The sequence below is a fragment of the Paraburkholderia sp. J67 genome (genome assembly GCF_905220265.1).
In the GTDB taxonomy this organism is placed as follows: domain Bacteria; phylum Pseudomonadota; class Gammaproteobacteria; order Burkholderiales; family Burkholderiaceae; genus Paraburkholderia.
Genome location: NZ_CAJMZK010000015.1, coordinates 156,282 through 177,447, shown reverse-complemented (window position 1 = coordinate 177,447; position 21,166 = coordinate 156,282). Strand labels below are relative to the sequence as shown.

The following is a 21,166-nucleotide window of genomic DNA, read 5'->3' as shown; positions in this document are numbered from 1 at the left end:
GCTTGATTCATTGAAGGTAGCACAAAACAGACAGCTCCACGGACGATTTGATGGCGTAAATCATTGCATATATGACATTGAGGTCGCAGCCGGCTGAGGTCAGAATCCGCTCCATGAACCAACGCCCTGTTGGCTCTACTTACGCAAAGGACAGGAAATGACTGCTTCGACCCAAGGTTACGCACTGATCACCGGCGCATCGGCCGGCATTGGCGCCATCTACGCGGACCGCCTCGCCAGGCGCGGCTACGACCTCATTCTGGTGGCGCGCAACCAGACCCGACTGAACGCGCTTGCCGAGCGGCTCACGAAAGAGACGGGGCGCGCGGTCGAGACCGTAGCCGCCGATCTCAACGACAAGGCCGCGCTCGCGAAAATCGAAAGCCTGCTGCGCGACGACCCGCGCATCACGATGCTGGTGAACAACGCGGGCGTGGGGTCGGTGGCATCGATTCTGGACGGTCAGGTCGACTCGATGGAAGCGATGATCGGTCTGAACATCACGGCGCTCACGCGTCTGACTTATGCCGTCGCGCCTGCGTTCGTTGCCAGGGGCGCGGGCACGATCATCAACGTCAGTTCGGTGGTCGGCATTGCGGTGGAACTGCTCAACGGCGTCTACAGCGCTTCGAAATCGTATGTGCTGAGCTTCGGCCATGCGCTGCAACGCGACCTCGCAGGCAAGGGCGTGCGCGTGCAGGCTGTGCTGCCGGCCGCGACGGCGACGGAGTTCTGGGACGTGGCGGGCTACGCGAAGCAGAAGGAAGCGGCCAGCACCATGAGCGCGGACGATCTCGTGGATGCGGCGCTCAGCGGACTCGATCAGGGCGAACTCGTCACCATTCCGACGCTGCACGATGCGCACGGCTGGACGCAATGGGAAGCGGATCGCCGCGCGCTGGCGCCGAAGTTTGCGAATGCCAAGGCAGCGCCGCGCTATGCGTTGAGTGTCGAGACTGCCGGGTAAGCCGGTCAGCCGATTTTGCGGGAGGCTTGCCATGAGCCTGCGCAAAATCGGCGCGTTCACGCGTGGCCAGCGACAGGCGTCGACATAGCATTTGTACGCTTGTCGCTGGGCACAGCCGCACGAGTCTTTCGTGCCCATCTCAGTGGCTGAGGAGTAAGAGGAGTGCAAGCTTCGTGGATTGAGGGGACGATTGCAGGGCCAGGGAAGCGAGGCAATATGCTTTGGATTCCTTTGTTTGTTCGTGGGATCGCGCCGGCGGGTAAAGTGCAGCACGTGTGACTTCGACGAAGATCGTGTCGGAAATTGAAGGAACTATGTCGGATTTGGCGAAATTTATCCAATAACATCTAGTCATGCCGGGTTGGCGAAGAAACGACGGAACGCCACGGGCATAACGGGCTCGCACTTTCGTGCCGTGTGGAAGGTAAGGTTGACTGGGGCGGATGGCGGGGAGGATGAATCGAAGTGCTAACAAGATCGAACATTTAATTAGCATAACGAATTCATTGGATGATGTCTGATTGACCAACGGGGTGAAAGAAACAGACCAGAACGCGTCAATTTGTACAACATCGAATAAGTTGCCAGGTTGCCGCTTGATCAGGACCTACGGAGTTGACACAGATGAACACCTTTTCCCAGCCTATTCTCGCGAATTTCACCTCTGCGCAAGTGTCGAAGCCTGTGGCGCAACGCATTACCCTCGAGGTCAGCGCCCACGCCTTGGCAATGGGCTATTGCAGCACCCACGACATTCGTGGCAAGGAAGGCATTCAACAGGCAATACGGGAGGTGAAGGACAAGTTCAACAGGTATGCCGTCTCGCCCGACCAGATCAAGCGTCGGCAGTTGGTGTTCTTTCCGCGCCTGCGAGATATCCGTTTCGTCGACGGCAAGCTGGTGCTCGCCGAGCCGGCGGGCGATCGAAAGCATCTGCGACTCTACCCATCCGACCTGAACGATACCAAGGGCGCCGATCTCAAGGAGCGCCACGATAGCTACGGCAAGGTGGTGGGAGATTGCCTGTCCGAGATGTACGACGGGATCGCTTCCGCGCCCGACGACATGATCCATGTGACCTGTTCAGGCTACCTCGCGCCGAGTCCCGTAGAGCGCATGGTCGCCAACAAGGAATGGTTCGATACCACCGTGACCCATAGCTATCACATGGGTTGCTACGGCGCGTTTCCCGCCATTCGCATGGCGCACGGTTTTCTGTCTTCGTCGTTCTTCGGCGTGACGCCGCCCAAGCAGCGCGTGGACATTGTCCACACCGAACTGCTTTCGCTACACAACAACATCGAAAGCTCGAATATCGAGAACATCGTCACGATGACGCTGTTTGCGGACGGGTTCATCAAGTATTCGGTCTGCTCCGATGCTTATGTCCGGGAACACGGACTGAGCGGCCTCAGAATCCTGGCGGTCCACGAGCACCTTTTGCCCGAGTCGGCCGACGACATGACCTGGACGCCGGCGGCGCACCAGCTACAGATGACGCTGTCGGTGAAGGTGCCCCTCGTCATCAAGCAGTGTGTGCACCGCTTCGTCGTGTCGCTGCTGCGCCGGGCGAATATCGATTTCGAACGCGACAAACATGCGCTGGCGTTTGCCATTCATCCGGGCGGCCCGAAGATCGTCGAACACATCCAGGATGAACTGGGCCTGGACAACGACAGTGTCGTGATCAGCAAGAACGTGTTCCACGAGAACGGCAATATGTCGTCGGCCACGATTCCGCACATTCTCAAGGAATTCGTGGAGGAAAAGGCGGTTCGGCCGGGGACGCGAATCGTCTGTCTTGGCTTCGGCCCCGGGTTGACCGTGACAGGAATGGTTCTGGAAAAAATCTGATCGACGGCGGCCAGCATCGCTGGGCAGTCAGCAGCGAATCAGCAGTTTCCTGCTGATCAGCCAGCAAACCGTGCAGCGATGCTTCCCGATCTCATCGCTTTCCTCGTCAAAACGCGATTGGCATGCCTTCTGCTTTATTGTCGAAGCAGGAGGCTCGTTAAGGAGCCACCCACATCCGTCAAAAGCTATTCTGGAGTCCCTATGACCGCATTGAATCTCGCCCGCCCTGTGACAGGCACTGCCTCTCTTTCAACGGGTACGGATTACGAGCGCCTGGCCGAGCGGTTTCGCCCCATCTTCGCGCGCATCGCAGAAGGCGTGCTGGAGCGCGAGCACAATCGCACACTGCCTTACGAGCAGATCGAATGGCTTCGGGCGGCGGGTTTCGGTGCGGTACGCGTGCCGGTCGAGCAGGGTGGCGCAGGGGCTTCGTTGCCTCAGTTGATCCAGCTATTGATCGAATTGGCTGAAGCGGATTCGAACCTGCCTCAGGCGCTGCGCGGTCACTTCGCGTTCGTCGAAGACCGACTCAATGCCGAGCCAGGCCCGGCACGCGATGTCTGGTTCAAGCGTTTCGTCGATGGCGAACTGGTTGGCAATGCCTGGACCGAAGTCGGCGCGGTTGCCGTGGGCGACGTGATTACGCGCGTGTCGCGCGACGGCGAGCGTTGGGTCGTCAATGGTGAGAAGTACTACAGCACGGGCAGCATTTTCGCCGACTGGATCGACGTGTTCGCTCGACGCGACGACACCGGCCAGGACGTGATCGCAGCGGTACGCGCGAAGCAGTCGGGCGTGACGCACCAGGACGACTGGGACGGCTTTGGCCAGCGCACGACGGGCAGCGGAACGACCACCTTTGCGAGCGCCGAGGTGGACGAAATCGACATCTTCGACTTCACGACGCGCTTCAAATACCAGACCGCGTTCTATCAACTGGTTCTGCTGGCGGTGCTCGCGGGAACGGGCCGCGCCGCGCTGCGCGACATCTCGCATGAGGTGCGTTCGCGCCGACGTATCTTTAGCCACGGCAACGCGCCGTCGTTCGCTCAGGATGCCCAGGTACAGCAAGTGGTCGGTCAGGTCTCGTCGCTGGTGTTCGCGGCCGAAGCCACGGCCTTGCGCGCGGCGCTGGCCTCGCAGCGTGCCTACGAGGCGCGCTTCGGCGGCGATGCACAAGCTGAGCACGCGGCGAATGTCGACGCCGAACTGGATTCCGCGCGCGGGCAAAGCGTGATTTCCGATCTCGTGCTGCGCGCGACGACCTTGCTTTTCAACGCGCTGGGCGCGTCGGGCACGAGCGAGCAGAAGCGTCTCGATCGGCACTGGCGTAACGCGCGCACGGCAGCCTCGCACAATCCTGTCGTGTTCAAGGAGCGGATCGTCGGCGACCGTGAAATCAACGGCACCGAGCCTCCCTATGTCTGGGCCATCGGCGCAGGTCCGGCAGCGCAGCAGAAGGCCGCTTGAGCGATGTGCAGGAAGGCTGTGCAGTGTCGGGCTGCACAGCTACTTCAGCGCAGCAATTTCCCTGGTCCGTATCAGACGCGCGCGCAACACGTTACGACTGATCCCGAGCAACTTCGCCGCCTGAATCTGGTTGCGATGGCTGTACTCGAACGCCGTGCGCATCACGATGTCCTCGATCTGCTCGAAAAGATGCTCGTGCTCGCCATTGAACAGTTCGCGCAGCGCGGATTCCAGCGCGAGGTGCGGACTGCTCGAAGCGGCTTCGGCCGTTGCCACGGGCGCGGCGGCGAAGCTCGACGAGAGCAGGTGCAGGTCGTCGTCTTGCAGGGCGTCGTGGCGGCTCACGAGCAGCGCATGATGAATCACGTTTTCCAGTTCGCGGATATTGCCAGGCCACGCATGGGCGAGCAGCTTCTGTTCCGCGCGCGGCGAGATCGTCGCCGCGCCGTAGCCCAGCCGGCTACGGTAATCCTCGATGAAGTAACGCGCGAGCGGCAGGATGTCGCCACGGCGCTCGCGCAGTGTCGGGATCGCGAGTTGTACGACGTTGAGCCGGTAGAACAGGTCGTTGCGAAAGTGTCCGGCGGCCACCGCGTGCTGCAAATGGACGTTCGTCGCCGCCACCACACGCACGTCGATCGGAATCCCGTGCCGCGAGCCGAGTCGCACGACCTCGCGCTCCTGCAGTACGCGCAGCAGCTTGACCTGCATCGACAGCGGCAAGTCGCCGATCTCGTCGAGAAATAGCGTGCCACCGTTGGCCGCCTCGAACCATCCCGGCTTGGCGTTGAACGCGCCCGTGAACGCGCCTTTTTCATGGCCAAAGAGTTCGCTCTCGACCAGGGTTTCCGAAAACGCGCCGCAGTTGACGGCGACGAACGGTTTGTCGCGCCGGGCGCTCAGGCTATGAACGTGGCGCGCGACCAGCTCCTTGCCGGTGCCGGTTTCGCCGATGATCAGCACGTTCGCGTCGCTCGGCGCGACCAGTTGAATGCGTTCGAGCAACTGGACCGAACGGGGATCGACAAAGACCTGCGCGCGGGCGCGAATCGAGGTCGTCAGCGAGTGCTTTTGCGGCAGGGTCAGGACGGCAACGTGGGCCTCGGCCTCGGCATCGTCGGACCATGCATGGGGGATCGGGTGGCTCATGAGTAAAAGCTCGGCTCAGGAAAGGTTCGTTTGAGCGCCCATTCGCCCATCTCGCGGATCTTGTAGGCGAGCGGATCATGCAGCGTATGGGTGCGCAGATTGCGCCAGTGCCGGTCGAGCCGCAGCTCGCCGTGGGTCGAGCGCGCGCCGGCGACATCGAACATGCGGGTACAGATGTCGAGTCCCGTTTGCGCGGCCGAGACCTTCGCGCCGGCAATCGCCAGCGCCAGTTCGCCGCGTTCGGTCGCATCGAGCCGCACCCCGCGCGACCATGCCCGGTCGAGGCCGGCAGCCGCGCGGTCAGCGAGTGCGCGGGCGGCTTCCAGCCCGAGCCAGAACTCGCCGTACTGGCTCAGGATGTAGGGATCGGCGTCGGTGCGCGCGACATTCGATGCGGGCCAGGGCCGCGCCTCGTTCAGCGTGTAGTGCCGCGCATCTTCGAACGCGGCTTCACCGATGCCCAGATAGATGTTCGTGAGGATCAGTTGCGCGATCAACGGTCGTAAGCAGGCGAACGGCGACGAGAGCGGGCCGGGGTTCGAAAGGATCTCCTGATGCTCGACGCGAACCCTCTCGAACGTCACGGAGCCGCTATCGGTCTGGCGCTGACCGAAATTATTCCAGTCGTCCGCAATCGAAATGCCGCTGCGCTGGGTGGGCACGGCGGCCACCAGAAATGCGCGCGTCTGCGCGTGGCGCGCGGAGACGATCAGCATTTCCGAATCGAGCGCGCCGGAGCAGAAGCTTTTCTGCCCACTGAATTCGAGCCAGCTACTGCGTGCGTGGCCCAGCGTGCGTTCATCGAGCGGATTGAGCGCGTTGCCCCAGAACCACCGATGGCGCGAGGTTTGTTCGAAGAGCGCCTGCCATTGCGCGGGCGCGCCGAACAGCCGGACCGTGGCCAGCATCAGATGATGGAAGCCAAACACATGAGCGAGCGAGCTGTCCGCGCGCGCGAGGATGCGCACGACATCCAGGGTCGTGGCCCAGTTCGCACCCAGCCCGCCTTGAGCGGCCGGGATGCTCAGCGCAAGCAGACCGCTCGCGCGTAGCGCGTCGCGCTCCGCCTTGGGCGTTCCACCGCGTGCGTCGCGCTCCGCGGCGCTCAGCGCGAAGTGTCCGGCCAGACGCCGCGCCACGCTCAACGGTGACTCGTCCTGCAAGACCGGCTCGGGGTGATCCGGCGCGTCGGCCAGCGGCAACGATAGGGAAGTGAGTGCCATCGTGATGGGATTGGGTGAACCCGCAACGCACGGTCACGCGTGCTGCGGAATCAGCACAGTGTTCAAGGTTTTGGCGCGCAAGAGAAGCAAGCATTTCTCATAACCTAATCAGGTTGCTGCTGAGGAAGCAGCGCGAGGCCGGAAGCCGGCTCTTTCATAAGACGAAATCGCGCTGCTGCCTGAGAAGCAGTCGGGCAGCAGGGTTGTTGCTGCTGATTCATCGCGAATACAGCTATCGATCCAAGCGTGGCGCTCATGCGCTTATCAGGTGAATTTGCAGATCGGAACAGACGGCATGACGACGAAAGTGCTGTTGTAGAAGCGGTTCGGACGTTGTGTTGTCGGTGATCTATTTGGCACGGTACTTGCCTTTACCTCGTTTCTCGACGATTCAACGACGCTCCGATTACCGAAGGAATCCTTATGAACGCAAAGAGCCAGACATCCGCCTCCGACGACGCTGTCAAATTCGCCTACTGGGTGCCGAACGTGAGCGGCGGCCTCGTGGTCAGCACGATCGAGCAACGCACCGACTGGAGCCTCGACTACAACCAGCGTCTCGCGCAAACGGCCGAACGCGCGGGCTTTGAATACGCGCTGAGCCAGATCCGCTTCACGGCAGGCTATGGCGCCGAGTATCAGCACGAGTCCGTCTCGTTCAGTCAGGCTTTGCTTCATGCCACCACGAAGCTCAAGGTGCTCGCGGCCATCTTGCCGGGACCGTGGAATCCGGCCGTGGTCGCCAAGCAGATCGCCACCATCGACCACATCTCGAACGGCCGCATCGCGATCAACGTCGTAAGCGGCTGGTTCAAGGGCGAGTTCACTGCCATCGGCGAGCCGTGGCTCGAACACGACGAGCGTTACCGCCGCTCGAATGAGTTTATCCGCGCGCTCAAGGGCATCTGGACCGAGGACAACTTCACGTTCAAGGGCGACTTCTATCGCTTCAACAACTACACGTTGAGCCCGAAGCCAGTACAAAAACCCCACCCGGAGATTTTCCAGGGCGGCAGTTCGCGCGCTGCGCGCGACAACGCGGCGAGCGTATCGGACTGGTATTTCACCAACGGCAATACGCCTGAGAACCTGAAGGCGCAGATCGACGATATCCGCGCGAAGGCGGCGCAGAACAATCATCAGGTGCGCATTGGCGTGAACGCATTCGTGATCGCGCGCGATACCGAAGAGGAAGCGAAGGCCGTGCTCGACGACATCATCAAGCACGCGCACGTCGAGGCCGTGCACGCGTTCGGCGACGCGGTCAAGCAGGCTGGCAGCGCGTCGCCCGAAGGCGAGGGCAACTGGGCCAAGTCCACGTTCGAAGATCTCGTCCAGTACAACGACGGCTTCAGAACGAACCTGATCGGCACGCCGCGACAGATTGCCGAGCGGATCGTCGAACTCAAGTCGATTGGCGTCGATCTGGTGCTGACGGGCTTCCTGCATTTCATCGAGGAAGTCGAGTATTTCGGCCAGAAGGTGTTGCCGCTCGTGCGTGAACTCGAAGCGCAGCGCGAGGCGCAGGCCGCCTGAGGGACGCTGCAACTAAGCGTGGCCAGGCGTGCTCGCCGCCTGGCCCTACAAGACAGAAGAACGGCGCCCTGCGGGGTGAATCAGCATGACGCTAGCCTCGACGGCCTTGCTTGCGCTCGACGACATCTCCGTGTCGTTCGGGGGCGTCAAGGCCATCACCCAGATCAGTTTCGAAGTCGCGACCGGCGAGATCTGCGCATTGATCGGTCCGAACGGCGCGGGCAAGAGTTCGCTGCTGAACGTGATCAACGGCGTTTATCGTCCGCAGCACGGCACGCTGCATTTCGATGGCCGGGCCTACGGGCGCATGAACGCCCACGACGCCGCGCAGCGCGGCATTGCGCGCACGTTCCAGAATCTCGCGCTGTTCAGGCGCATGAGCGTGTTCGACAACGTGCTCACAGGCCGCAACCTGCATCGCCGCAGTACGTGGCTGGAGCAGACCTTGCACGTCGGCCGCGCGGCACGCGACGAGGCCGAACAACGCGAGTTCGCGGAGCGCGTGATCGATGCGCTCGATTTGCAGCCGTGGCGCGACAGCATGGTGGGCACCTTGTCGTATGGCTTGCAGAAGCGGGTCGAACTGGCGCGCGCGCTCGCCGCCGAACCGCGCCTGCTGTTGCTCGACGAGCCAATGGCGGGCATGAACGCCGAAGAGAAGCATGCGATGGCCGGTTATGTGCTGGATGCCAACGAGCATCTGGGCGTGACGGTCGTACTGATCGAGCACGACATTGGCGTGGTGATGGGTCTATCCGATCACGTGGTGGTGCTCGATTACGGAAAGAAGATCGCCGATGGCAAGCCCGACGAAGTCCGCACCAATCCGGACGTGCTGGCGGCCTATCTCGGCACGCGGCATTGAGCGGGAGGCGGATATGGAATTTTTCTTCGAGGTGCTGGTGGGCGGCTTGCTGGCGGGCGTGATGTATTCGCTGGTCGCCATCGGCTTCGTGCTGATCTACAAGGCGTCGGGCATTTTCAACTTCGCGCAGGGCTCGCTCGTGCTGTTCGGCGCGCTCACCTATGTGAGTCTCGTCGAACGCGGCTGGAATCCGTGGCTGTCGTTCGGCGCGACGCTGGCCGCACTCGTGCTGATCGCGATTGCGACTGGACGCTTTGTGTTGCGACCGCTCGTCAACCGGCCGCCTATCGTGCTCTTCATGGCCACGCTGGGCCTGAGCCTGATTATCGAAGGCGCTGCGCAACTGTTCTGGGGCGCGCAGGTGCATGGGCTCGATCTCGGCATCGACGATCGGCCGCTGCATCTGGCGGGCGTGATGGTGAGCCGCTTCGATCTGTTCGCCGCGGCCACGGCGGGCGTGCTGGTACTCGTGTTATCCCAGCTTGCGAAGCGCACGCGCTTTGGCCTGTCGCTGCGCGCGGTCGCCGACGATCCGCTCGCCGCGTTCGCCGTCGGCATCCGGCTGCCGCGCATCTGGGCGATTGTCTGGGCGCTGGCGGGTTTCGTGAGCCTGATCGCGGGGCTGCTCTGGGGTGCCCGGCTTGGCGTGCAGTTCTCACTTTCCCTGGTCGTACTGAAGGCCTTGCCCGTGCTGATCATCGGCGGCTTTTCGTCGATTGGCGGCGCTATCGCAGGCGGGCTGCTGGTCGGTGCGACCGAGAAGCTTGCCGAGGTCTATGTCGGGACGGTGATCGGCGATGGCATCGAGAACTGGTTCCCCTATCTGCTGGCGATGCTATTCCTGCTCGTGCGCCCGTCTGGCCTGTTCGGCGAGACGGCTGTCGAGCGCGTTTGAGGACACCCTGATGGAACTCACCCGCACCCTGGCCGAACCGCGCAGGCTGAACCTGCGCCGACTGGCCGTGCCGTTTGCCTTCGCGTTGCTCGCATTCGCGGGCGTGCCACTCGTGGCGAACGATTACTGGCTGAACGCGATCCTCGTGCCGTTTCTGATTCTCTCGGTGGCGGGACTTGGCCTGAACTTTCTCACGGGCTATGCAGGCCAGTTGTCGCTCGGCTCGGCCGCGTTCATGTCGATTGGCGCGTATGCGACCTACAACCTGCTCGTGCGCCTGCCTGGCTTGCCGCTGCCGCTCGACCTGTTGATCGGCGGCCTGGTCAGCGCCGCGGCGGGCGTGCTGTTCGGGCTGCCGAGCCTGCGAATCAAGGGCTTTTATCTGATCGTCTCCACGCTGGCCGCGCAGTTCTTCGTGGTCTGGCTGTTCACCCGCGTGGGCTGGTTCTCGAACTACGACACCTCGGGCGTACTGAGCGCGCCGCAGCTTACGATCGGCCACTGGCATATTGATACGCCGGTCTCGCGCTATCTCTTCGTGCTGGGCGTCACGACCGTGCTGTTCGCATTCGGCGCGAGCCTCGTGCGCAGCGAACTGGGTCGACGCTGGATGGCCGTGCGCGACATGGAAGCCGCCGCGCGCGTGATCGGTATTCCGGTTGGGCGCAGCAAGCTGCTGGCCTTCGCGCTGAGTTCATTCGTGCTCGGCATTGCTGGCGCGCTGTGGGCCTTCGCCTATCTCGGCACGATCGAGCCGGATGGCTTCAACCTGAATCTCTCGTTCCAGGTGCTGTTCATCATCATCATCGGCGGCATGGGCAGCATCTCGGGGAATCTGCTGGGCGCGGCCTTTATCGTGCTGCTGCCGATCCTGCTGTCGAACGCGGCGGGATTGCTGGCTCAAGCCGGCATCGGCGCGGACCAGGTGCAGAACCTCCAGAAGATTGTCTTCGGCACGCTGGTTATCGTCTTTCTGATCAAGGAACCGGAAGGCCTTGCGAGACTCGTGCAGATCGTTCGTCGGCGCGGCTCGAAACCTGGCTGAGCCATTCGTTTAGCGGGTTATTTTCCGTCTTTATCGTTCAAGGAATATTTGGTTATGCAAAATAATAAGGTTAGGCCCGTTCTCGCGAAATGGGGCAAATGGTCCTCGGCATTGGTGGCGACGCTTGCGCTGACGGTCGGCGTGTTGCCTCACGCGCAGGCGGCAGGCGAAGAATACTTTCCGCTGCAAAGCTACCGGGTTGGGCCGTATGCGGCTGGCGGCAGCGGTTTCTTCGGCGGCTTTATCGACTATCTTCAGTTGATCAACGCGCGCGACGGCGGGGTGAATGGCGTCAAGCTCGTCTGGAAGGAGTGCGAGACCGAATACGTGGTGGAGAAGGGCGTCGAATGCTATGAGCGCCTGAAGAACAGCGGGCCGGACGGCGCACCGACGGCCGCCACGAACCCCTTGTCGGTCGGCATTGCGTATGCAACGCTCGACCGTTCGACCGCCGACAAGATCCCGCTCATCACGATCAACCACGGCCGCACCGATTCGACCGATGGCGCCGTTTTCCCGTACGTTTTCCCGCTCCAGTTGAATCCGTATAGCGAGGTGTCGGCGATCGTCAATTACATCGGCCAGCGCTCCGGCGGACTCGCCGCGCTCAAGGGCAAGAAGATCGTCGTGCTGTATCACGGTTCGCCGTATGGCCGCGAGACGATTCCGGTCGTGGATCTGCTCGCGAAGAAATATGGTTTCGAGGTGACGCAGATCGAAGTGCCTCATCCGGGCAACGAACAGGGCTCGCAGTGGTTGAAGATCCACCAGATCAATCCCGACTGGGTGATCCTGCGCGGCTGGGGCGTGATGAATCCGGTGGCGCTCAAGACGGCGCAGAAGGTGGGCTATCCGGTCGACCACATCATCGGCAATATCTGGAGCAACTCCGAGGAAGACGTGCGTCCGGCAGGCGATGCGGCCAAGGGTTTCATCGCGATCACCACCCATCCGTCGGGCACGGATTATCCGGTATTGCAGGCGATCAACCAGTACGTGGTAAAGCCGGGCAATGGCAATCTCAAGGACCCGTCGCGCTTTGGCACCGTCTATTACAACCTGGGCGTGGTGAACGGCATTCTGAATGTTGAAGCGGTGCGTGTGGCGCAACGCAAGTTCGGCAACAACCCGTTGACGGGCGAGCAGGTGCGCTGGGGCTTCGAGCATCTGGATCTCGACGATGCACGCCTCAAGCAGCTTGGCGCGCTGGGACTCGTTCAGCCGCTCAAGCTGACCTGCTCGGATCACGAAGGCGGCGGTGCCGTGCGCTTCCAGCAATGGGACGGCCAGAAATGGAATGTGATCAGCAACTGGGTCCAGGCCGACCGCGCGCTGCTGCGTCCGATCATCGAAAAGTCCGCGCTCTCGTATGCGAAGGAAAAGGGCATTACGCCGCGCGATTGCAGCAAGGACCTTTGACATGACTAGCACCCCGATCCTGGAGGTCGACGCGATCGCCGTGACCTATAGCCAGATTATTCCGGCCCTGCGCGGGGTGTCGCTGGCGGTGCCCGAGGGCGCGATCGTCGCGCTGCTCGGCGGCAACGGCGCGGGCAAGACGACCACGCTCAAGGCGATCTCTAACCTTGTGCGAGTCGAGCGCGGCGAACTGACGGGTGGGCGCATCGTCTACCGCGGTCAGGACGTGGCGCGCGTCGAACCGTGGACGCTGGTCGAACGCGGGCTCGTGCAGGTGCTCGAAGGGCGGCGCTGCTTCGGGCATCTGTCGGTCGAAGAAAACCTGCTGATCGGCGCGTTCGCGCGGCGGCCGCGCAAGGCCGAACTCAAGGCGGCGCTCGAACGCATCTACGCGATCTTTCCGCGCCTGAAGGACATGCGCAAGACGTTCGCGGGGCTCACGTCGGGCGGCGAGCAGCAGATGGTGGCGATCGGTCGGGCGCTGATGGCGCGTCCGTCGTTGGTGCTACTCGACGAGCCGTCGATGGGACTCGCGCCGCAAGTCGTCGAAGAAATCTTCGAGATCGTCGCGGCGCTCAACCGCGATGAAGGCGTGAGCTTCCTGCTGGCCGAGCAGAACGCAACCGTGGCGTTGCGTCACGCGCAGCATGGCTATGTGCTCGAAGGAGGGCGCGTGGTGGCGCACGGCGCGGCGAGCGAACTCGCTCGACTCGATGTGCTCCATGACGCGTATCTGGGCGGCGTGCCGGTTGATTACGCCAATGTGCGACGCGCCAGAAATGAGAGTCGAGCGTTGGCTGTCTGATGTTGATCGACACGCGCACGCAGGATTCCTGCGTGCGCGTTCTGGTCCGACCGTTCACTCAAAGGTGACGATGGGCTTGATCACGCGGCCGGAGCGCGAGTCGGCGACCGCGCGGTTGATGTCCCGCAGCGGGTAGTAGTCGACGAGCCGCTCCATCGGGAAGCGGCCTTCCATATGCAGGTCGATGAGCTTGGGAATCAGCTCGCCCGGCTCGCAATCGCCATTGACCACGCCGCGCACGCTCTTGCCGCCGATCATCTGCATCACGTTCAGATGCAGATCGGTTTGCGCGCTTGCACCCAGCAGCACGCAGGTGCCGCGCGTGCGCAGCGCCCCCACGGCGGCTTCGATCAAACGTGGCACGCCGCTCGTGTCGATCGCCTGGTCGATGCCGCCGAGCGCGGCCAACGCTTCGGCGGGATCTTGCGCGAGCGTATCGATGGTGTCGCTTGCGCCGAGTTCGCGAGCGAGATCGAGGCGGCTTGCCACGCGATCCAGCGCGACGATGCGGCGCACGCCCAGGATCTTTGCGGCCATGATGGCAGCCATGCCGAGCGCGCCCGCGCCGACCACGGCGAGCGTCGTGTCCGGCGTGGGCTTGAGGACGTTGAAGACCGTGCCCGCGCCCGTGGACAAGCCGCAGCCAAGCGGGCCTAGTAGTGCGAGCGGCGCATCGGCGCGCACCTTGACGATGTTCTTCGGCGTGGCGATGGCGTAGGTCGCGAACGACGACTGCGAGAAGAACACGCCGCCCAGCGCGTGGCCCGACGCGTCGCTGAGGGTGGCGCTGCCGTCGGGGCGGCGGGTGGCGAAGTTCAGCGCCGCGTAATGATCGCAATAGGCGGGGTGATTGTCCGTGCAACTCGGACACTCGCCGCAACTCGAAAACGTGAGCACGACCGGGTCCCCCGGCGCGAGGCCGCGCACGTCGGCGCCTACGCGCTCGATCACGCCCGCGCCCTCGTGTCCCGGCACGAGCGGCAGCGGCAAGGGCAGAATGCCTTCCACCACCGAGAGGTCGGTATGGCACACGCCGGTCGCGACCATGCGCACGAGCACTTCGTCAGGGGCAAGATCGGCGAGCTTCACCGTCTCGACCGTGAAATCGCCGTGCGCCTTGCGCGCCACGGCGGCTTGAATCTCCATCGTTCCAGACTCGATCATTGATTGGGTATCCTGATGATTGATCAGACTTCGTCGAACAGATGCTTAGAGATTTCGTTGATCGAGCGGGTCCAGTTGACCTCGCGCTCGAACACGACCTGCCAGGGCGCGCCCGACTGCACGATGCCTTGCAGCGCGCGCGGCACCTGTTGCGCCTGCACGCCGAGCGGGGCTTCGCCGCGCATCACGCGCCGCACCGAATCCAGCAGCACGCGCCGCATGCGCACGACGGCGATATCGGCGGGCAGCAGGTTCTGGGTGCTGCGATCGCAAATCGCGCCTTGCGACACCGAAACCGCGGCGTCCTCGGGGTGAAACAGCGGCAGGCCCGTGAAGGAGCCGTTGCGCATGGCCGCGCGGTCCTGGAGATAGTTGTTGGCCGCGCTCGGGCGTTCGACCTTGCCATAGGTCGCGCGTGTCATGCCGCGTGCGTCGAGAATCGTATCGGTGATGCCGTGGCTGTACAGCACGCTTTCGCGGCGTCCCGCTTCGATCGGACGGTTCCAGTCCCAGTTCCATTCGATCATGCGCGTGAGACCGTTATGCTCGGGCACGCCCGCGATCATCGTGGTATTCGATCCAGGGAAATTGATGAAGGGCAGCGCGAATGCCGTGGTGCGGGCGATCTCGAAGGTATTGCCCTTGTATTGCACCGAGCGCAGCGCCGCGACGTGGTAGCCGAAATCCGTGTCCTCCAGTTCCAGTTGCGGCGCCAGTTCGTCGGCCATCTGCTTGTTGATGATGTCGTCGCGGCCCTCCTGGATCGTGGCGGCGACGCGGCTGCGAATCGCATCCTGATGCAGCACGCCCACATGCGACGAATCGACCAGACCTTCCATCACCTGCGCGTAATTGGCGTCGATGTAGACCTCCTGCACGACGATATTCTCGGGCGGCAGATCGAAGATCGGATAGTTCGGGAACGGTGGTTCGTGTTCGGCCGGGCCGAGATAGACCCACACGACGTTGGCGGCCTCGCGCACGGGGTAGGCGGGCTGGCGGTAACGTGTGCGATGTTTGTCGTCGGTGGCGTTGGGCATGTCCATGACCGCGCCCGTCGTGTCGAATTTCCAGCCGTGGTAAATGCAGCGGATGCCGCCTTCTTCCACTCGCCCGAGACACAGCGAAGCGCCGCGATGGCAGCAGCGTTCGTCGAGCATGCCGATCTTGCCGTGGCTGTCGCGGAACACCACATAGTCCTCGCCCAGCAACGTGACGCGCACCGGATCGCTATCCGGGCCGCCAAGCGCCGCGCTCGGCAAGGCCGGCAGCCAGTAGCGCTTCATCATCGCGTTCATGGGGGTGCCGGGGCTGACGTCGCACATCAGCATGTTGTCTTCCCGAGAAAGCATTGATCTTTCCTCCGAAGGTCTTGCGCGTGGGTAGTGGCGCGCGGGTCGGTTTTATAAGGTGTGTTGAATATCTCGATGAGGCAGCGGCGGCGCGCTCAGTTGCGCGACCACATCGGCGAACTGCCGCTCGCGTTCATATGGCGCGTGCCGGGCGTGATGGCGGTGCGGCCACCGTCCACGACGAGCACGGTGCCCGTGACGTAGGACGCCTCCGGCGAGGCGAGAAAGCACGCCGCGGATGCAATCTCCGCGGGGCGCGCGGGGCGGCCGAGCGGCGTCTCGGCAATCATGGGTTGAAAGCGCGGGTTCGAGTCGTGTTCGGGCGTGGCGGTCATGCCGCGCGCCACGGTGTTCACGCGGATGCCGTACTGCGCGAACTCGTTGCCCGCCACGTGCGTCAAGGGCGCGATGCCGCCCTTGGCCGTGGAGATCAGTGGAAGTTTTGGATTCCCGAATATACCGTCGAACGAGCTGATATAGACGACCGCAGCTTCGGTCGCGCGTTTGAGCAGGGGCAGGAAGGCTTTGGTGGCGAACACCGGGCCAAGCAGATTCACGTTGACCGCACGCCGCCAGGCGTCCACCGTCGAGGCTTCGATCGACACTGCCTCCACGTCCAGATGACTCGCAACGAGCGCATGGACTTCGGGCCGCCATGCGGCGCATGCCTGGGCGGCGGCGTCGAGCGCCGCGGGTTCGTCGGGATCGGCGGCCACGCCGCGCGCCTGAATGTCGAGTGCATGCAGTTCGGCGCACAGTTCATCGACGACTTTCTGCGAACGATCGACCAGAAAGATATCGGCGCCACGCCGGCCGAATTCGAGCGCGCACGCGCGCGCCGCATCGACGCTGGCCGGGAGGATCGCAACAGTCTTGTTCCTGAACATCGTGTTGTTCCTGATGTGGGGGCGCCAACGGGAATGCGTGCAGCCGTGCGTTCCGAACCGGGCGTCGGGCTTCAGTGGGGAATGCCTAAAAAACGAAATTGCGTATATAAAAACGGTATATCGAAATCAAGGCGAGCGCAAGCAGCGTATTCCCGCGGATGGCGAGAGGCGCAGGGGCGAGCGAAGGGCGAGCCGGAACGAAGGCGTGTGAGGCAGGAGGGCGGGAGAAGGCGGCGCTACGCGGCGTGACGCGACGCGTTCAGCGTGGGGGGATGCGGTGCGGGCGAGGTGTCGAGCAGCAGGGGGCACGCAGCGCGCGTGCCCCGACACGGGATCAAACAATCAGTCGGCGCTGGCCTTGGCGCGCGGCGCGCGCGTCACGGAACGCGGGCGTCCTTTGCCCTTGGGCGCGCTGGTCGTTTCGAAAACCGCCTCGCGCACCTCGCGGAAGCTTTCCATATAGCTTTCGCGATTCGCCTTGAGACGGTCGCTAGGCCCGGTCAGCGACAGACCGACGAGCCGGTCGCCAATGAGGCCCGAGATGGCCAGCGAACTGAGCCCATCGCGCCCCTCGTTGATGGACGAATAGATGCCGGTCTCGCGTTGTTTCGCGAGCTCCTTCTCGAGCACCTCGGGGCTGGTGCGGGTGAGTTCGGTGAGCGCCTTCAGCGGCTTGAGGCGCAACAGGCGCGCGCACTCGTCGGCCGGCAGACCCGCGAGGATGGCCTTGCCGATCGAGGTCGCATGAAAGACCACACGGTCGCCTTCGACCGACACGTAGCGCAGCGGATGCGAGCCTTCGTGGGCCGCGATGATGCGCACCTCATGGCCGTCGAGTTCGCCGAAATAGGTGCTTTCGCGCGTCTTCTCGGCGAGCAGCGCGCAGGCTTCCTTGCCGATTGCGTAGAGCTCGTCGTGCTGGGTGATCGCGGCGGCGACGTTGGCGAGGCGGCTGGTGGGGTAATAGCGCTTGGTGCTCGCGGTGCGCGCCACATAGCCGATTTCGTGCAGCGTGCTGAGCAGGTCCGAGCAACTGCTTTCCGGGAGGTCGAGCAAACGCGCCAGCTCGGACTTGAGCAGTTCGCGTTGCTCACGCGCGAAGACTTCGAATACGGCAAGCGCGCGCGCGGCGGCGGGGACAGTAGTGGCCAATCCGTGATCCTCCTGAAGTTCATGTTCTACCGCCGGAAGACGGCGGTAGGGCTGTCATTTTAAACGAAATTTCGTAGCCTCAATTTCGCGCGTATCCGCATAAACACCTAACGCCATGACAACGAAATATCGTTGTTTAATTCGATTCGCTGTAATACGATGGGCTCCAGCAGTCTTCTGAACGGGCCGGTGCGTACTGCGTCGATTGACTTGGCCGACACGGTGATCGCACGGCGTGGCAACCAGCGGGAACACATCGGAACAGCACAATGGAAGCTCAAAAACAGCGGGATGGCGTAGCCTGGGTGGTCGGCGTGGGCGCACGCGACGGCACGGGAGCTGCGGTGGCGCGACGCTTCGCGGCGGCCGGCATGCGTGTCGTCGTGACAGGGCGTACGCGCGAGAAGATCGAAACGGTATGCGAGGAAATTCGCGCATCGGGCGGCGACGCCATTGCGGCGCTTGGCGACGCCACCAGCGACGCGGGTCTGCACGACGCACTCGCGACCGTACGCGAGGCCGGCCCATTGCGCGCCTCGATCTATAACGCGGGCGGCAGCCAATGGCGGCCGGGCATCCTCGAAATGGACACGCCTTTTATCGAAGACGTATGGCGTATCAATTGCCTCGGCGGCTTCATCGTCGGCCGCGAATCGGCGCGTCTGATGTTGCCGCATGAACGCGGCTCGATTCTCTATACCGGTTCGATTTCAGGGTCCGTGGCGCGTCCCAAGCTCGCCGCCTACGCGGCGGCCAAGTTCGGCCTGCGCGCGGTAGCGCAGGCGATGGCGCGCGAGTTCGGTCCGAAGAATCTGCACGTGGCGCATATCGTGCCGGTCGGGCCGATCGACGGCGACCGCCTGAATTCGCGCTTTCCCGACGCCAAGGAGCGCCGTCCGCCCGACGCCTTCATCCCGCCCGAGCAGATCGCCGAGGCGTTCTGGAACGTGCACTGCCAGCCGCGCAATGCGTGGACCTTCGAAACCGATCTGCGGCCTTACTGCGAATCCTTCGCAGTCTGAAGCAAAAGGTGGCGCGCACCGTCGCGTGCAGGCGATGCCGGGACCTTCGGCATCGCAAAGTCATTTGACATGGAGGACCGCCAGAGATGATTGCGTTTTCGCAGATGGCCGCCGAACTGACCATCGTCGATGCCGGTATGGGCATGGCGGCCGCGCTGGTCGCCAAGCAGTTCGCCGAATGCGGCGCACGCGTTCAGCGCATCGAGCCCGCAGCGGGCGATCCATTCGACGCGGTGTATCCGGCGCATCGGACATGGCGCGCGGGGAGCACCCGGCATGCGCCCGGCGCGCTCGATGCGCTGCTTGAACACGCCGATGTGCTGATCGTCGGCGGCGAGGATTTCCCGGGGCTCGACTGGTCTTTCGATGACGCCGCGATCGCGGCGCGTCATGCGCGACTGATCGTCGTGCGCATCGACGGCGATGCGGTGGATCAGGCTGCTGGCACAAGCGCTTCGTTACAGCGTGATGCGCGCCCGGCCGTGGACCTGCTCGTGCAGGCGCGCACCGGACTCGTCTGGGAGCAACTGGAAGAGCGGCCCATTGCGTTCTCGATGCCTCTGCCGACTTACGGCGCGGCGATGCTCGCGATGATTGCGGCGTGGGCCGCCTTGGTCGAGCGGCTGTCGAGCGGCCGCGGCCAGTGCGTGCGCACGTCGATGCAGCATGGCGTGGGGCTATTCTGGACGCCGCTCTGGATGAAGGCCGAACACCCCGACGCCGAGTTCCACAAGTCGAGTCCGAAAGGCGTGGCGCACCTGATTTTCCAGTGTGCGGATGGCGGCTGGATTCAGTTCGTGATGGGCGTGCAGGGCGCGGTGGCGCGGCTTTACGGTGTGCTCGGCATCGACGTAGAAGTCGATCCCAACGATCGCGGCAATCCTAAACCCGGCGCGGCAAAAGACCAGTATTTCGGCGACATGAAGCTGATTGCGCCATACGTGCGCAAGCGGCAGCGCGATGAACTGCTGGCGGCGGCGTGGGCGGCGGGTCTTGCGGCCGAACCGATCCTGCATCCGGGAGAAGGCTGGGAGGACGCCCAGGTCGTGCACAACGGCACCTTGCGCCGCCACGAAAGCGGCGTGCTGGCTGTGGGTCCATTCGCGCGTGTGAGTCCGATGGGACACGCGCATGAGAGGGCGTGCGCGTCATCGTCCGCATCTGCCGATTCAACCGGGACGCGGGGCGGCCCGCTCGCGGGCCTGCGCATTGTCGACATGGGCAGCTTCGTGGCGGGACCGTATGCGTCGAAGATTCTTGCCGCGCTGGGTGCGGATGTCGTCAAGGTCGAGGGTTTGCAGGGCAGTCCAGGGCGCGGCATCGTGCGTCACACGATCGCCGTCGAGGCGAACAAGCGCAGTCTCGCCGTCGACATGAAAACGCCCGCGGGCGCGCAGATCGTCGCGCGCCTTTGCGCCACGGCTCACGCCGTGCATCACAACTTTCGCGTAGGCGTTGCCGATCGACTGGGTGTCGATCCGGCCAGCCTGCGCGAGCAACGCGCCGATATCGTCACGCTCGCCACCACGGCCTACGGCAGCAGTGGGCCGAAGGCGCTCAATGCGGGCTTCGATATGGTCATGCAGGCGCTGTGCGGCCACGAAGTTCGTGCGGGCGGTGCGGGCAATCCGCCGATGTGGATTCGCGTGCCGCTCGTCGACTACGCGGCGGGCGCGCTCGGCGCCGTTGCCACGCTCATGGGTCTCTATGCGCAGCGCCGTCACGGCGCCGCCGCCGAGACGCACGTGAGTCTGCTCGACACGGCGCTCTTCCTCATGTCGGAGTTGATTCGTACCGCGCGCGGCGAATTCTCGGGCGCGCCGTTGCTCGATGCCGCGCAGACGGGCTTCCATCCGGCCGAGAGTTTGTATCGCGCGCAAGACGGCTGGATCGCCGTCGCGGCGCGTGACGATGCCATGTGCGAGCGCTTCGCCGCCGCGCTCGGGCTGGCGGGACTCGGGCCGCGCGCGCATTGGAGCGAGCGCACGCGCGAGACGTTTGCGCTCGCCATCGCTAGGTGGCAACGCGAGGCGCTGCTGGCGGCGCTCGCCGCTGCCGACGTCTGGGCCGAAGCCTGCGTCGAAGACGGCTGGGCAGCGTTGCAGGACAAACCGCAAGCCCGCGCACTGGGCTTGCTGAGCGACGCCGCCGACCGCCGCTATGGCCGCGTGACCGGCGTGCTCGGCCCGCTGATGCAGTTCACGCGCACGCCGCCGCGCTCGGGCACCGATGTCTCGGCGCCCGGCGTGGGCGAACACACGCGCGCGCTGCTCACGGAGCTTGGCTACGCGAGCGCCGACATCGAAGCGCTGCTGCAACAGCGCGTGATCGTTTAACTCACCGCGATTCATTCATCCGCTT

General features: G+C 63.7%; 17 protein-coding genes. 11 read left to right on the top strand and 6 right to left on the bottom strand.

Annotation, left to right across the window (positions count from 1 at the left end):
* The first annotated feature begins 157 nt into the window (after positions 1-157).
* The 3 genes from U5782_RS25065 (at position 158) to U5782_RS25055 (ending at position 4,291) form a co-directional block, all read left to right on the top strand.
* Complete coding sequence (locus U5782_RS25065; RefSeq protein ID WP_322046586.1) at positions 158-967, top strand: SDR family oxidoreductase; 810 nt, start codon at positions 158-160, stop codon at positions 965-967.
* A 624-nt stretch (positions 968-1,591) separates the two neighbouring features.
* On the top strand, positions 1,592-2,821 hold the full coding sequence (locus tag U5782_RS25060; RefSeq protein ID WP_322046585.1) for a 3-oxoacyl-[acyl-carrier-protein] synthase III C-terminal domain-containing protein: 1,230 nt from the start codon (positions 1,592-1,594) through the stop codon (positions 2,819-2,821).
* Between the two features lie 201 nt (positions 2,822-3,022).
* On the top strand, positions 3,023-4,291 hold the full coding sequence (locus tag U5782_RS25055) for an acyl-CoA dehydrogenase family protein (protein ID WP_322046584.1): 1,269 nt from the start codon (positions 3,023-3,025) through the stop codon (positions 4,289-4,291).
* A gap of 39 nt (positions 4,292-4,330) precedes the next feature.
* On the opposite strand, the gene U5782_RS25050 is transcribed toward U5782_RS25055, so the two are convergent.
* The gene (locus U5782_RS25050) at positions 4,331-5,440 is read right to left on the bottom strand and encodes a sigma-54 interaction domain-containing protein (RefSeq protein WP_322046583.1); all 1,110 of its coding nucleotides are present in this window, start codon (positions 5,438-5,440) and stop codon (positions 4,331-4,333) included.
* Positions 5,437-6,663 carry an acyl-CoA dehydrogenase family protein gene (locus U5782_RS25045; RefSeq protein WP_322046582.1) on the bottom strand — a complete coding sequence of 409 codons (1,227 nt, stop codon included), beginning with the start codon at positions 6,661-6,663 and terminating at the stop codon, positions 5,437-5,439. Before U5782_RS25045 ends, U5782_RS25050 begins: the two co-directional genes overlap by 4 nt.
* A 423-nt stretch (positions 6,664-7,086) precedes the next feature.
* Here U5782_RS25045 and sfnG point away from each other — a divergent pair, with 423 nt between their 5' ends.
* The 6 genes from sfnG to U5782_RS25015 all read left to right on the top strand — a co-directional run bounded on the left by sfnG (position 7,087) and on the right by U5782_RS25015 (position 13,228).
* The gene (sfnG, locus tag U5782_RS25040; protein WP_322046581.1) at positions 7,087-8,199 is read left to right on the top strand and encodes a dimethylsulfone monooxygenase SfnG; all 1,113 of its coding nucleotides are present in this window, start codon (positions 7,087-7,089) and stop codon (positions 8,197-8,199) included.
* 85 nt (positions 8,200-8,284) lie between these two features.
* On the top strand, positions 8,285-9,064 hold the full coding sequence (locus U5782_RS25035; protein WP_322046580.1) for an ABC transporter ATP-binding protein: 780 nt from the start codon (positions 8,285-8,287) through the stop codon (positions 9,062-9,064).
* Positions 9,065-9,077: 13 nt separating this feature from the next.
* Entirely contained in the window at positions 9,078-9,959 is an 882-nt protein-coding gene (locus U5782_RS25030; protein ID WP_322046579.1) for a branched-chain amino acid ABC transporter permease, read from the top strand.
* A gap of 10 nt (positions 9,960-9,969) precedes the next feature.
* Positions 9,970-11,004 (top strand): branched-chain amino acid ABC transporter permease, encoded by a 1,035-nt coding sequence (locus U5782_RS25025; RefSeq protein WP_322046578.1) that lies wholly within the window; start codon positions 9,970-9,972, stop codon positions 11,002-11,004.
* Between the two features lie 54 nt (positions 11,005-11,058).
* Positions 11,059-12,423: an ABC transporter substrate-binding protein gene (locus tag U5782_RS25020; RefSeq protein ID WP_322046577.1), complete on the top strand. Its 1,365-nt coding sequence runs from the start codon at positions 11,059-11,061 to the stop codon at positions 12,421-12,423.
* A gap of 1 nt (position 12,424) precedes the next feature.
* Positions 12,425-13,228 carry an ABC transporter ATP-binding protein gene (locus tag U5782_RS25015; RefSeq protein ID WP_322046576.1) on the top strand — a complete coding sequence of 268 codons (804 nt, stop codon included), beginning with the start codon at positions 12,425-12,427 and terminating at the stop codon, positions 13,226-13,228.
* 54 nt (positions 13,229-13,282) lie between these two features.
* Here U5782_RS25015 and U5782_RS25010 read toward each other — a convergent pair whose 3' ends face one another.
* From U5782_RS25010 to U5782_RS24995, 4 genes are all read right to left on the bottom strand, one after another.
* Entirely contained in the window at positions 13,283-14,392 is a 1,110-nt protein-coding gene (locus U5782_RS25010; protein WP_322046575.1) for an NAD(P)-dependent alcohol dehydrogenase, read from the bottom strand.
* A gap of 23 nt (positions 14,393-14,415) precedes the next feature.
* Positions 14,416-15,744 carry a Rieske 2Fe-2S domain-containing protein gene (locus U5782_RS25005; protein ID WP_322046574.1) on the bottom strand — a complete coding sequence of 443 codons (1,329 nt, stop codon included), beginning with the start codon at positions 15,742-15,744 and terminating at the stop codon, positions 14,416-14,418.
* A 95-nt stretch (positions 15,745-15,839) separates the two neighbouring features.
* On the bottom strand, positions 15,840-16,631 hold the full coding sequence (locus tag U5782_RS25000) for an SDR family oxidoreductase (protein ID WP_322046573.1): 792 nt from the start codon (positions 16,629-16,631) through the stop codon (positions 15,840-15,842).
* 342 nt (positions 16,632-16,973) lie between these two features.
* Complete coding sequence (locus tag U5782_RS24995) at positions 16,974-17,783, bottom strand: IclR family transcriptional regulator (RefSeq protein ID WP_322046572.1); 810 nt, start codon at positions 17,781-17,783, stop codon at positions 16,974-16,976.
* 269 nt (positions 17,784-18,052) lie between these two features.
* Here U5782_RS24995 and U5782_RS24990 point away from each other — a divergent pair, with 269 nt between their 5' ends.
* Both U5782_RS24990 and U5782_RS24985 read left to right on the top strand, forming a co-directional pair.
* Complete coding sequence (locus U5782_RS24990) at positions 18,053-18,805, top strand: SDR family NAD(P)-dependent oxidoreductase (protein WP_322046571.1); 753 nt, start codon at positions 18,053-18,055, stop codon at positions 18,803-18,805.
* 86 nt (positions 18,806-18,891) lie between these two features.
* Entirely contained in the window at positions 18,892-21,141 is a 2,250-nt protein-coding gene (locus U5782_RS24985) for a CaiB/BaiF CoA-transferase family protein (RefSeq protein ID WP_322046570.1), read from the top strand.
* Positions 21,142-21,166 lie beyond the last annotated feature (25 nt).

What these genes read in the sequence shown, in the direction of transcription:
- U5782_RS25065 (WP_322046586.1), top strand. Translation starts at nt 158, where the DNA reads ATGACTGCTTCGACCCAAGGTTACGCACTGATCACCGGCGCATCGGCC.
- U5782_RS25060 (WP_322046585.1), top strand. Translation starts at nt 1,592, where the DNA reads ATGAACACCTTTTCCCAGCCTATTCTCGCGAATTTCACCTCTGCGCAA.
- U5782_RS25055 (WP_322046584.1), top strand. Translation starts at nt 3,023, where the DNA reads ATGACCGCATTGAATCTCGCCCGCCCTGTGACAGGCACTGCCTCTCTT.
- U5782_RS25050 (WP_322046583.1), bottom strand. Translation starts at nt 5,440, where the DNA reads ATGAGCCACCCGATCCCCCATGCATGGTCCGACGATGCCGAGGCCGAG.
- U5782_RS25045 (WP_322046582.1), bottom strand. Translation starts at nt 6,663, where the DNA reads ATGGCACTCACTTCCCTATCGTTGCCGCTGGCCGACGCGCCGGATCAC.
- sfnG (WP_322046581.1), top strand. Translation starts at nt 7,087, where the DNA reads ATGAACGCAAAGAGCCAGACATCCGCCTCCGACGACGCTGTCAAATTC.
- U5782_RS25035 (WP_322046580.1), top strand. Translation starts at nt 8,285, where the DNA reads ATGACGCTAGCCTCGACGGCCTTGCTTGCGCTCGACGACATCTCCGTG.
- U5782_RS25030 (WP_322046579.1), top strand. Translation starts at nt 9,078, where the DNA reads ATGGAATTTTTCTTCGAGGTGCTGGTGGGCGGCTTGCTGGCGGGCGTG.
- U5782_RS25025 (WP_322046578.1), top strand. Translation starts at nt 9,970, where the DNA reads ATGGAACTCACCCGCACCCTGGCCGAACCGCGCAGGCTGAACCTGCGC.
- U5782_RS25020 (WP_322046577.1), top strand. Translation starts at nt 11,059, where the DNA reads ATGCAAAATAATAAGGTTAGGCCCGTTCTCGCGAAATGGGGCAAATGG.
- U5782_RS25015 (WP_322046576.1), top strand. Translation starts at nt 12,425, where the DNA reads ATGACTAGCACCCCGATCCTGGAGGTCGACGCGATCGCCGTGACCTAT.
- U5782_RS25010 (WP_322046575.1), bottom strand. Translation starts at nt 14,392, where the DNA reads ATGATCGAGTCTGGAACGATGGAGATTCAAGCCGCCGTGGCGCGCAAG.
- U5782_RS25005 (WP_322046574.1), bottom strand. Translation starts at nt 15,744, where the DNA reads ATGCTTTCTCGGGAAGACAACATGCTGATGTGCGACGTCAGCCCCGGC.
- U5782_RS25000 (WP_322046573.1), bottom strand. Translation starts at nt 16,631, where the DNA reads ATGTTCAGGAACAAGACTGTTGCGATCCTCCCGGCCAGCGTCGATGCG.
- U5782_RS24990 (WP_322046571.1), top strand. Translation starts at nt 18,053, where the DNA reads ATGGAAGCTCAAAAACAGCGGGATGGCGTAGCCTGGGTGGTCGGCGTG.
- U5782_RS24985 (WP_322046570.1), top strand. Translation starts at nt 18,892, where the DNA reads ATGATTGCGTTTTCGCAGATGGCCGCCGAACTGACCATCGTCGATGCC.